Genomic DNA, 12268 nt, shown 5'->3' on the forward strand with positions numbered 1-12268 from the left:
GATGAATGGATGCGCGAGCAACTTGTTGCGGTGGGCAACCGGTTTGGGTCCAGTCATATTTAGTTTGATTTGGTAAACGCTTGTAGTGTTACTGGTGTTTTAACTTTTGCGGCTGCAGTGCCTGATTCAAGTTCTTTTACAGGAACTGGAGTCTAACCATGCTTAATAAACTGTCGTCCGCTGTGCGAAATGCACCCATAGCATTGAGCCAACAAACCAATCGGTTTGACGAGCATTATGAAATCGTGAAGTCAGCGGCATCTCCCGCATTTCTTGATATGTCTGAGTCCAATCGGAAAATCTTGAAAAGTTTTACGCCTTCAACACCGGACTGGCTGGTCAAGAGCTCTGCGCAGCAACGTGCCGAGGTACGGGGGCTGGTTGACCAGAGCTTGGCGGCGCATACGGTCTTGAGTCGGGAGATGGCGGGTGTGAAATCCGCCCATGCGTTTGCCAGTGTTTTACTGAAGAAAAAATTCAATGAAATATTTTCTTTGGACTTCGATATTGAAAAGGGGCTGGACTGGTCCGTGTACGGTGAACACCACGGTGCCACTTTGATTCAGGCGGCTCTTCAGAATTTCAGCCATGAGGATCAATTCCGAAGTATCGAATGCAACGAGGAAGTTGCCAGGGGGAGGTTTGAGAGAGTTCCATTTGATGTCAGCAAATTTGTCACTCTGTGTCGGGAGCTGGATCTCGGAACACACTATCAGCAACACATCAAAAGCCAACTGAACTGGGATGACCCGGCCGCCCAAGGCCGGCTGAGTGACGCTTTTATCGGTTATCACAAAGCGGCGCTGAAAGCGGCCAGCCTGATTGCCTGGCGCAAAGGTGACATTGAGGAGAAGCATCACCAGGCAATAATGGCCATCGTGAACGGCGACAGTTCGGTGCGCATTGATGGCAGACCGGTTTGGTATCGAGGCTTGAGTTTCATGGAGATGCCGCTGCACAGCTGTCTCGTTCTTGAAATAGCCGACGCGGACAGCGATTCCGTCTGGGACGATCTGGCGTCAACGTTCGGTAGCGAGATTCAGCACGAATTCATCGTCTACATTCCCGATGATCCCGACCATCCCGTGAAGCATTATTCCTCGATCGAGGCATTCAAGGCACGGCTGATCCAACAATTTACAAAGGGTGCCAGCTCCAATGCACCGACGCCTTACCAACAGTTCTTCAGCCGTTTCACCCGGTATGAGGATCGTGCCAGATTCCTCCGAAGTTTCACCGAAGAGGTGCCGACACCTTTCCTGGAGCGCCAGCGAGGCATTCATTATCTTGAGCGTCGACAAAAAGCGGCTCCAGATTTTTTATTGCAGTTCACGGTCCTGGATCCGTCGGGAGAACTCTGGGAGCAGCGATTTGATCTCTGGACGATGCTCCACCAGCATTTCAGGCAACGGATCCTGCGCGATGCGCGTCACCAGGCCGTACCGACCGAGGATGTCGATGCCAATGCACGTCATGCAACGATCATCCTGTTGGTCCAGTTCGGGCTGATGGCGTTGAATGTTTTTTCCCTCGCCGTACCTCCTCTTGGGGCGGTGATGTTAGGGGTCAATGCTTTACAAATGATGTATGAAGTGCTCGAAGGGCTGGATGAATTGAGCATCGGGGACAAGGAAGTCGGCTGGCAACACATCAACGATGTGCTGGGCAACCTCGCTGTCGGCGCCGCATTGTTGCCGCTGGCAGGTGTCGCTTCTGCCGAGTTCACCCCGATCGAACTGGCCAGTGGGCAGAAGCGTCTCTGGAAACCCGAGCTCAGCGCTTATCGTTCCAGGGTTTCACTCAATAATGTCGAACCCAATTTCCGCGAGCAGTACCGGATCGGCGATAAATGGTATGTGCGTCTTGACGGTCACGCATTCGAAAAACGCTTCGATCCGTTGACCGATACCTGGCGAATCGTTCATCCGACGAATCCGGACGCATATCAGCCGATACTCGCGGAAAACTCCGACGGCTGGTACCACACCCTGGAGCGGCCGACACCCCATCCACTGAAGATCGCCCCTATCAAGGGGGAGGGTATCGACACCGCCATTATTGGCCGCCATGCCGTTGATGAGGCGTTGATTCTCGGCTTGAAACCTTCCAGAGGCATCTACCGCAGTATCGACAGCCAATGGTGTTATATCCGCAACATCGACGATGCCGGCATCGTCTCGGTGTATCGGATCCGTGATTCGTTCAATCTCAACGCCGAGATCGTGGACGTCAACATTGTTGATCCGCAGAGCAATCGGGCGACGGAGCTGCGCCTGCGGGAAGTAGCCCCCGATCAATGGCAACCTCTGTCGTTGAGAGGGGGGGCCAGGTCCGGCAACTCACTGGATGACAGACCTGCTTTCGTGCGCAAGCAACTGCCCAACGGTTTGTGGGAGCCGGCAATCGAAGTGGTTCCCAGGTCCGACGTGAGGCATTTGCCATTTGATTGGGGGAGCATGCATGAGCTTCCCTTTTCGATTGAGCCGACCAGCATTCACCAGTCACTCGAGATGCCCGAGTTGGGCCGGCGAACCATCGCAACCGATCTGATAGAAGGCGGCAAGGCGGGGTTGTCGCAGGAGATCGCGTCGCAGCTCGACAGGCGAAACGGTGGGGGCAGCTTCCTGTTTACCATGCAGCGCATGAAGTATTCCGGTGCCGTGGAAGGGGAGTTCAACGCACTCAAAGTCATCGATCTTGAGGCGGGTGAGCGCCCTGATCAGGCGAATGCGATTTCCGCGTATTGGTCGCCGCAGGGAGGCTACGTCGATGTCCCCGTTCACCCTGAATGGGCGCAGCCGGATCATGTCTTCACGCCCGGTTTCAGCGGTTGCTCGCTGGTGGTGGATCAGATGGATGAAAATCTGCTTCGGGTCAGGCATGTCGAGGGCGGAAAGGAAGCCCCTCAATACAACGATCTGGCCCCGGAAGAGCATGGGTGGGGACTGAGTGCCGCCATGGAGTTTCCGGACTACGGGCTCCGTCTGGATCAGAACGGCAATCCCGACTCGATCCTGACGGGTTTCGCCTTCATGAAATACGACCGAACGGCTCGCGTCTGGAAACTGCACTATCAATCCAATCAGGGGGCGACCGCCATTGGCCGCTATTCGAGGGAACAACCGGGCTGGTTTTCCCGTCCCGATACACTGGCACGAGTCTATGGCCGGACGAAAGTCTGGAAGGTTGAAACCCTACCGGTGACGACCATCGGGAGGCCTGTGACACCGGCCGGAATGTGACGTTGCACCATTGCTGTGCAATACTCGGCGCCCCATTTGCGCGGTGAATAACTCTCGAAATGCAGTATGGTTTGTCTCGTAAACCACGTATTTGACGAGTTTTGCGTCTGAATCTGACGACTTATAGAGTGAAAAAACCTGTCGCAAGCTTTTTATACTGCACGCCCCGCTGATCCCGCAGGTTGCTTCTGCGGGACGGTCCTGCCCACGAGGCAGGGCCGGCTTTACTCAGGCGCCGGCTTATCGGCCGACGCTTGAACTCTCAGTGGTCACATCCAATAACAAGACGAGGAAGTCCCCCATGCCAGTCGGCAATCACCCGCCCCATGGCGAGACCGCGAACGGCGGTCCACTCAAACGCGAACTCGGCGAACGGCATATCCGTCTGATGGCGCTCGGCGCCTGTATCGGTGTCGGACTGTTCCTCGGTTCGGCCAAGGCCATCGAAATGGCCGGCCCGGCTATCATGCTGTCCTACATCATTGGTGGTCTGGCGATCCTGGTGATCATGCGCGCCCTCGGCGAGATGGCCGTGCACAACCCGGTGGCCGGTTCCTTCAGCCGTTACGCGCAGGATTATCTCGGCCCGTTGGCGGGGTTTCTCACCGGCTGGAACTACTGGTTCCTGTGGCTGGTGACCTGCGTCGCGGAAATCACCGCGGTGGCGGTGTACATGGGCATCTGGTTCCCCGATGTACCGCGCTGGATCTGGGCGCTGGCGGCGCTGGTCAGCATGGGTTCGATCAACCTGATCGCGGTGAAGGCTTTCGGTGAGTTCGAGTTCTGGTTCGCCCTGATCAAGATCGTCACCATCATCGCCATGGTACTCGGCGGCATCGGCATCATCGCCTTCGGTTTCGGCAACGACGGTGTGGCGCTGGGGATTTCCAATCTGTGGACCCATGGCGGCTTCATGCCCAACGGCGTGACGGGGGTGCTGATGTCGCTGCAGATGGTGATGTTCGCCTACCTGGGCGTAGAGATGATCGGCCTGACCGCCGGTGAAGCGAAGAACCCGCAGAAGACCATTCCCGGTGCCATCGGCTCGGTGTTCTGGCGGATTCTGCTGTTCTACGTCGGCGCGCTGTTTGTGATTTTGTCGATCTACCCGTGGAATGAAATCGGCACGCAGGGCAGCCCGTTTGTGATGACCTTCGAGCGTCTGGGCATCAAGACTGCCGCCGGCATCATCAACTTCGTGGTGATCACCGCCGCGCTGTCGTCCTGCAACGGCGGTATCTTCAGCACCGGGCGCATGCTCTACAGCCTCGCGCAGAACGGCCAGGCGCCTGCCGCCTTCGCCAAGACCTCCAACGGCGTGCCGCGTCGGGCGTTGCTGCTGTCGATCTTCGCCCTGCTGCTGGGTGTGCTGCTGAACTATCTGGTGCCGGAAAAAGTCTTCGTCTGGGTAACGTCCATCGCCACCTTCGGCGCGATCTGGACCTGGGTAATGATCCTGCTGGCCCAGTTGAAATTCCGCAAAGGCCTGAGTGCCAGCGAACGTGCCGGTCTGAAATACAAAATGTGGCTGTTCCCGGTCAGCTCCTATCTGGCGCTGGCGTTCCTGGTGCTGGTGGTGGGCCTGATGGCGTACTTCCCGGATACCCGCGTGGCGCTGTATGTCGGCCCGGCGTTCCTGGTGCTGCTGACCGTTCTGTTCTACGTGTTCAAGCTGCAACCGACCGATGCGTCGCAAGGCGTGGTGCGTTCGGCGTCGTAAATCGTCAGTGCTGAAAACTGAAAGCCCCGGTCGATTGGCCGGGGCTTTTTTGTGGGCGGGAGATTGAGGCCGCTTGTCTGAAACCAGGGTAAAAGCGACCTCTGACCTCGTGCCATGTTCCAAGCTTTATAGACGCAGTTTCCCGCGCAGCAGTGCACAGAGGCGCAGGTATGAGCATCAGCGATTTTCTCGTACGAGAACTCGGCCGCCGTCAGGTCGTGCTGTTTTTCCTGTTCGCCACGATGCTGTACATCCTGCCGCTGATCCTCGCCGACTTCCCCTACATCGACGACAACTGGCGCACCCTGGCTGCCGGCAATGTGTGGGCCGGGCAGGGGCGCCTGTTCATGGACTGGCTGTATAAAGCGCTGACGTTCACGGGCGCTGCGCCGAACATCTTTCCCTTGCCGCTGTTGCTCGCGACGCTGGCGATGTCACTGGCCCTGACCCGACTGACCTTTCACTATTTCCCAGAGCCGACGCTCGCCTGTTGTCTGGTGCCTTTGCCGCTCTGGTACAACCCGTTCCTGTTGCAGAACCTGTCCTATCAATACGACGGGGCCGGCATGGCCCTGAGTCTGGTGGCGGTGATTTACGCGATCACGTTTGGCGGCACTTCGCGGATACAACGATGGCTGGTGCCTTCGGTGTTGCTGGCGCTGGCGATCGGGCTGTATCAGATCTGCCTCAATGTGTTTCTCGGGCTGTGTTGTGTGGAGCTGCTCAGGCATGTTCACGCGCGAATTCCAGGGGATGAGCTCTGGCGCCAATCAGGCTGGCGGCTGGCGCAACTGGCGCTGGGCGTGTCGATCTACACAGTCACGGCCTATCCGTTTACGGAATCCGGGCGCACGGAGTTGCTCAGCGGCGGCGCTGATCCGTTGTTACAGATCGGCATCAATATCGGTCGGGTGATGGAGAAAGTTGCTCTGCTGTTTCACGGTGCCTACACGGCGGTGTTCGCTGTTTTGGTGGTGTGTGCATTGGTCGGCGGCGTGGGCTTGGGAAGGCAGATTCGCCTGCGCAATGAGCCACCCGCACAAGGTTTGCTCCTGGGCTTTATCTGCCTGCTGACGCTGCCGTTGATTGTGCTGCTGGTGCCGGGCATGACGCTGCTGTTTCGTGACTTCAACGAAGGCGCACGCACCTTGATGGGATTCGGCGTGCTGCTGATGTTGCTGTTCTATCTGGCCTGTATCGGATTGACGTCGCTGCACTCGCGATTGACCCTGTTGTTGGCATTTCCGCTTCTGGCCACGCTGTCGCTGTCCTTCGCTTACGGCAGGGTGCTGACGATGGAAAAAACCTTCGCCAGCAGTGCTCTCTACAGCCTCAGTCACGACATTTCTGCCCATCGCGAATTGCGCGACGCCAAGCGGATTTATATGTCGGTCACTTACTCCGACCGCTGGCTGGCGAGTGCGACGGGTACGTTCAAACAGTCGCCGGTACTGCGCTATCTGCTGAACATCGACTACTTCATGCTCGCGGAAAACCTGCCCTCGGCCGGCATTACCAACGTGGTCGCCGAACGCGAGCGGCGCAACGCCACCCGCATCGGCTATCAGGGTTTTCCAGCGCTGGTGGACAGCCTCTACTACCGCATCTATCTGATCGGCGATTACGGTTTCATCGTCATGAAAGAGCCGCCTCACGGCCGGTTGCTGCAATGGTGACCGTTGGTCTGAAACCACCGCCGACCTGTAATTTCTGACAGTAGACCCCGCCCACGCGCTGCCCTAGCTTGAAACCCTCGACGGTTGCCGTGACAGCAAGGATTGGCGATGAGAATCTTGTGGAAAGGGTTTTCCGCACAAACGGCAATCGGCCTTGCCGGGACGTTGATCCACTGGCAGATCTTTTTCGTATTGACCAGCGCCGTTCAGGCGACCCAGTCGGCGAGTAACTTCGCTGCGTTTTGCATCTCCGCTGCCTTCTCGTTTTACATGAACGCGCTCTACACATTCGAGACCGGAACGTCTGTGTTGGCGTACCTGGGGTTCATGGGCGTGATGGGTGTTTTGAGTTATGGCACAGGTGTGTTCGGTGATGCGCGGAATTTGCCGGGACTGGCGACGGTGTCTGTGTTTTCGCTGTTGAATCTGTTGCTGGGGTACTGCTTTTTCCGGTTTGTGCTGTTTCGTGGGCGGCAGTCATGAAAGGCGCTTCCGCTGTTGCTGCCACCGCCGGGCGTTCATCCTGGCGGGTCGACAGACTGGCCCTGCTGGCGGTTGTGTGCCTTGCCCTGATCGTTCGGTTCCATGCCATTGATGTGTCGAGTCTCTGGTACGACGAGGCTTACAGTCTGGTGCTCGCACGCGAAACACCGGCGCGTATCTGGGCCCTGACCGCGCTGGATGTCCATCCGCCGCTTTATTACGTTCTGCTGCATTACTGGGTGCTGCTGTGGGGGGAGGGTGCATTGCCGGCCCGCGCGCTGAGTGCTCTGGTGGATGTCGGAACAGTGCTGCTGTGTATCAAATTGATGAGTCTGATTGCCACGCGCCGGGCGACGTGGATGGCAGCGGTGCTGCTGGCTTTATTGCCGATTTCAGTTCGATACAGCCAGGAAGCACGGATGTATACCTTGCTGGGGTTCTGGTTGATGGGCGCGACCGTGGCGTTGGTCTGTTGGTGCAACTCACCGGGCCGGATGCGTTACCCGGTCATTTATGTGTTGCTGATGACAGCCGCCTTCTACACCCATTACCTCGCCGCACTTTGCGTACTGACTCACTGGCTGTTCTGGTGGCGAAGTCATCGACAAGAAAGTCTTGTTCTCTCTGCCGGTCGATGGGTTATGGCCAACGGCGCCATCGTTCTCTTGTTTATCCCGTGGCTGCCCTCTGTGTTCGATCAGCTGGCAGGCAAACCGTATTTCGGCTGGATAGAACCTTTTACATGGAGGTTTGTGCTCTTGCTTGTCTGGCAGCTCACGGATGGCAATGAGGCAACCAACCTTTTATGGCAGGTATGGCTTGCCCTGCTACTGCTTGCCAGTGTGCTCAGTATCCTGTCGAGACCAGCCAAAGCATCCCGATACAACGTTCTGTTGTTGGGTTACTTTTTTGTTCCGACGGGGGTACTGCTTTTTATTGCCGTGACGACACCGACATTCGTACCGAGATATTTTCAGTTTGCTGCCATCGGTATTCCGCTGATGTTAGCGGTCGCTCTCGATGATAGGTGGCGGTCAAGCCGGTTGCTGTGTGCAGGTGTGCTGGCCTGTTTTCTTTTTGGCGAACTCTACGGTCTGGCCGCATTGACGAAAGTGAGAGAGGCCAATGGCCGGCCTGATCTACTGGCTTCGGGAATACAGACGCAGAGCCAGCAAGGGGATGTGATTGTGGTGGAAAACCTGTTCTGGTACTTCCCGTTTACGCTCTACAACCATACAGGCATATCTCCCCGGATCTACGTCGGGTCGTTTGCCACAAAACTGTGGGGTTATCCTGACCGATCGGGCTGGGCGCTGGTCGCGCAGCCCGATCAATCGATTCTGGGCGATGACTCATTGACCGAACTCAAGGCCAAAAGAGTCTGGTGGATCACTCACACACAAAAAGCCGAGGATCTGTCCCTCGTCTCCCATCGCTGGAAGAGAGCGCAGACACTCAGTGGCGGGGTCATTGAGGCCCGACTGTTCATTGCTCAATGACGCCCGGCCCTAAAGACGGAACCTCCTGTCTTCATGCAGCCGCGATGTCCTGCGGCTCAAAACTGTCTGCCCGCGCCATTTGCCACATCCGCGAATAGAACTCGCCATTCACTTCCCCAGTGAGCAACTCTCCCGGCTTCAGGAACACATGCAGCTGCGAGAACAGTTTGATCTCGGTGGCTGACATGCGCCGTACCAGATGCTTGGCCGACAGTTGCGACGGATGATCGAGGCCGGCGGCCGCGAGCATTTCCGCCAGTGCCTTCAACGTGTTGCGATGGAAGTTGTAGACCCGCTGGGCCTTGTCCGGCACCACCAGCGCACGCTGGCGCAGGTTGTCCTGGGTGGCGACGCCGGTCGGGCATTTGTTGGTGTGGCAGCTTTGCGACTGGATGCAGCCGATGGCGAACATGAAGCCCCGCGCCGAGTTGGCCCAGTCGGCGCCGATGGCCAGCACGCTGGCGATGTCGAAGGCACTGACGATCTTGCCGCTGGCGCCGAGCTTGATCTTGTCCCGCAGATTCAGGCCGACCAGCGTGTTGTGGACGAACAGCAGGCCCTCGCGCATCGGCACACCGATGTGGTCGGTGAACTCCACCGGCGCGGCGCCGGTGCCGCCTTCCTTGCCGTCGACCACGATGAAGTCCGGCAGGATGCCGGTTTCCAGCATGGCCTTGGCGATGCCCATGAACTCCCACGGATGGCCGAGGCAGAACTTGAAGCCCACCGGTTTGCCGCCGGACAGTTCACGCAGTTGCTGGATGAAATGCATCATTTCGATCGGCGTGGAGAAGGCGCTGTGGCGGGACGGCGAGATGCAGTCTTCGCCCATCAGAATGCCGCGGGTGTCGGCGATTTCCTGGGTCACCTTGTGCTTGGGCAGAATCCCGCCGTGGCCGGGTTTGGCACCCTGGCTCATCTTGATTTCGATCATCCGCACCTGCGGGGTCTGCGCCTGGGCGGCGAAACGTTCCGGGTCGAAACGGCCGTCGCTGGTGCGGCAGCCGAAGTAACCGCTGCCCAGTTCCCAGGTCAGGTCGCCGCCGTGTTCGCGGTGATAGGGGCTGATGCTGCCTTCGCCGGTGTCGTGGGCGAAATTGCCGAGTTTCGCACCCTGGTTCAGCGCGCGGATCGCGTTGGCGCTGAGGGAGCCAAAACTCATGGCCGAGATGTTGAACACCGATGCCGAGTACGGCTGGGTGCACTGTGGCCCGCCAACCGTGACGCGAAAACTGTTCGGGTCGCTCAACGGCGCCGGGCGCATCGAGTGACCGATGAACTCGAAACCGGACTGATACACATCGATCAGGGTGCCGAACGGTTTGTCGGCGCTTTCGTTCTTGGCCCGCGAGTACACCAGCGAGCGCTGGGCACGGGAGAAGGGCAGGGCGTCGCTGTCGGATTCCAGCAGGTACTGGCGGATTTCCGGGCGAATCCCCTCGACCAGATAACGGATGTTGCCCAGGATCGGGTAGTTGCGGCGCACCGCGTGGGGACTCTGCATCAAGTCGAACAGACCGATCAGGCTCAGCACCCCGGTAACGGCGGTGATCGGCCACAGCCAGTCGTGTTCGAGGAAGGGCAGGCTGGCGAGGGTGAAAATCACGCAGACGGCAAAGAAGGCGTAGCGGCTCAGGAGTGACAGGCTCATACGGTTTCCTTGGTTCGGACAGATTTTTTTGCGGCAGTCAGGCGTTCTGCGCCTGCAGGAAGATCGAAAACAGCTCCGACTGGGACTTGATCCCCAGCTTGCTGTACATGTGTTTCTTATGGACTTTCACGGTTTCAACAGAGATTTCCAGCTTACGGGCGATTTCTTTACTGGAGCAACCGCTGAGCATCAAACGCCCGACATCCAGTTCCCGGGCGGTCAGTTGCGCGCCTTTGAGTTGCTGCACCGACGCTTCGAGCTGCACCCGCCAGTCCGGTTGTGCCGGTGACGGGGCGAGGGCGACGATTTCATTGATTTCGTAGGGCAGGCGCTGGCGCAGCAGGCCGAGCACCCACGGCTGGATCAGCGACAGCAGGGCAATCTGCTCGCCACTGAAGCGCTGCTTGCTGCCCAGTGACAGGCACAGCGTGCGGTCGCCTTCGAGCTGGCAATTGAACTGGATTTCGTCGGCCACCACATTCAGACGAAAGTATCGCTGGTAATACTCGGTCAGCTCGAAATGCTCCGGCGCGACCTCCGACAGGCGGTACAACCCGGTGCGCGATTGCTCGCGGCAGGCGATGTAGAAAGGGTCGAGCAGGTACAACCCGCGCAGATAATCCTGGAAGAGCTGGTCGGGACTGCCGTCTTCGCCCGGGCATTCGGCGAACACCTGCGGGTGACGGTCAGCGCTGAACAGCAGGGCTACCCAGCTATCGAACGTGACGTACTGGTCGAGCAGGCGCACCAGTTGCGCCCAGAAATTCGGCTTGTCGAGGGCGTCGATCAACTGCCCGACGGCGCGGTGCCAGGTGATGTCGTCAAACGAAACAGTCATGCCTCTACCCCTATCGGGTTACCCCGGCCGCGTAATTCCCTGGCCGGTCGAATGCGAAGCATACTGGCCCACAGACAGCCGCCGGGCAATCTTTCGGCGCCCGGCGCTCATAACAAGGACTCCCCATGAAAGTCGAACTCGCCCAACTGGCGGGCCGTGACAAAGACACGGCGTACAACCTCGAACGCGCCCTGGCGGCGATTGCCGAGTGCCCGGCCGATACGCAACTGATCGTATTCCCCGAGACCCACCTGATGGGCTTCCCGACCGCCGACACCGTGGCGCAGATCGCCGAGCCGCTGGACGGGCCGACCGTCAGCGCTGTGCAGGCCGCTGCCCGCGAACGCAACGTCGCTGTGGTGATCGGCATGGCCGAAAACGACAACGGCCGCTTCTACAACACCACGCTGCTGATCACCCCCGAAGGCATCGCCCTGAAATATCGCAAGACCCACCTCTGGGCCTCGGATCGCGGTGTGTTCGAGGCCGGTGACCGTTACGCCACGTGCCTGTGGAACGGCGTGCGGGTCGGTCTGCTGATCTGCTACGACATCGAGTTCCCGGAGTCCGCCCGTGCCTTGGCGCAACTGGGCGCGGAACTGCTGATCGTCACCAACGGCAACATGGACCCTTACGGCCCGACCCACCGCACCGCGATCATGGCCCGGGCTCAGGAAAACCAGGCGTTTGCGCTGATGGTCAATCGGGTGGAAGCGGGGGATGACGGGTTGATGTTTGCCGGCGGCAGTGCGCTGGTGGATCCGCTGGGCACGGTGCTGTTCGAGGCCGGGCGTGAGGAGGGACGGTTCAGTGTCGAGCTGGATTTCGCTCAGCTGGCGCTGGCGCGCAAGGATTATCGGTATCTGGATGATCAGCGGTTGAGGTTGCCGGGGGAGGTGGTGGAGCGGGAGGGTGGTGTTCGGGAGCTTTTGATTCCTGCCCGTTAAATCGCTGCCCTCACCCTAACCCTCTCCCGGGGGGAGAGGGGACTGACCGAGGTGTTCATTCAAGTTACGCCGACCTGAGAGATCGAGTCGAACTCAGGATTTGAAACCCATGGAGATCTGCTCCCTTTCCCCCTCGCCCCCTTGGGGGAGAGGGTTGGGGTGAGGGGGTAAGGATCTCCAGTCGAACAAAAAAACAAGCAACACCCAAAACA

The 12268-nt window shown here is 58.7% G+C and carries 8 protein-coding genes; 6 read left to right on the forward strand and 2 right to left on the reverse strand.

The features are described from left to right. Positions 1-158 precede the first annotated feature (158 nt). The 5 genes from ACKLNA_RS11750 to ACKLNA_RS11770 all read left to right on the forward strand — a co-directional run bounded on the left by ACKLNA_RS11750 (position 159) and on the right by ACKLNA_RS11770 (position 8620). Positions 159-3242, forward strand: coding sequence for a dermonecrotic toxin domain-containing protein (locus ACKLNA_RS11750; protein WP_408985953.1), 3084 nt, complete (start codon positions 159-161; stop codon positions 3240-3242). 301 nt (positions 3243-3543) lie between these two features. Then, positions 3544-4962, forward strand: coding sequence for an amino acid permease (locus ACKLNA_RS11755; RefSeq protein ID WP_408985954.1), 1419 nt, complete (start codon positions 3544-3546; stop codon positions 4960-4962). Between the two features lie 170 nt (positions 4963-5132). Beyond that, complete coding sequence (locus tag ACKLNA_RS11760) at positions 5133-6638, forward strand: glucosyltransferase domain-containing protein (protein WP_408985955.1); 1506 nt, start codon at positions 5133-5135, stop codon at positions 6636-6638. Positions 6639-6746: 108 nt separating this feature from the next. Next, positions 6747-7121: a GtrA family protein gene (locus ACKLNA_RS11765; protein ID WP_408986122.1), complete on the forward strand. Its 375-nt coding sequence runs from the start codon at positions 6747-6749 to the stop codon at positions 7119-7121. Continuing rightward, positions 7118-8620, forward strand: a complete 1503-nt coding sequence (locus tag ACKLNA_RS11770; protein WP_408985956.1) for a hypothetical protein — start codon at positions 7118-7120, stop codon at positions 8618-8620. The genes ACKLNA_RS11765 and ACKLNA_RS11770 overlap by 4 nt, the downstream gene beginning before the upstream one ends. A 31-nt stretch (positions 8621-8651) precedes the next feature. On the opposite strand, the gene ACKLNA_RS11775 is transcribed toward ACKLNA_RS11770, so the two are convergent. Both ACKLNA_RS11775 and ACKLNA_RS11780 read right to left on the reverse strand, forming a co-directional pair. Then, positions 8652-10271 carry an FMN-binding glutamate synthase family protein gene (locus tag ACKLNA_RS11775; protein ID WP_305833524.1) on the reverse strand — a complete coding sequence of 540 codons (1620 nt, stop codon included), beginning with the start codon at positions 10269-10271 and terminating at the stop codon, positions 8652-8654. Between the two features lie 37 nt (positions 10272-10308). Then, positions 10309-11109, reverse strand: coding sequence for a LuxR C-terminal-related transcriptional regulator (locus tag ACKLNA_RS11780; protein ID WP_085709445.1), 801 nt, complete (start codon positions 11107-11109; stop codon positions 10309-10311). 125 nt (positions 11110-11234) lie between these two features. Here ACKLNA_RS11780 and ACKLNA_RS11785 point away from each other — a divergent pair, with 125 nt between their 5' ends. Continuing rightward, positions 11235-12056, forward strand: coding sequence for a carbon-nitrogen hydrolase family protein (locus ACKLNA_RS11785; RefSeq protein WP_408985957.1), 822 nt, complete (start codon positions 11235-11237; stop codon positions 12054-12056). Positions 12057-12268 lie beyond the last annotated feature (212 nt).

The sequence above is a fragment of the Pseudomonas sp. UV AK001 genome (assembly GCF_046097675.1).
Taxonomy (GTDB): Bacteria; Pseudomonadota; Gammaproteobacteria; order Pseudomonadales; family Pseudomonadaceae; genus Aquipseudomonas; species Aquipseudomonas kribbensis.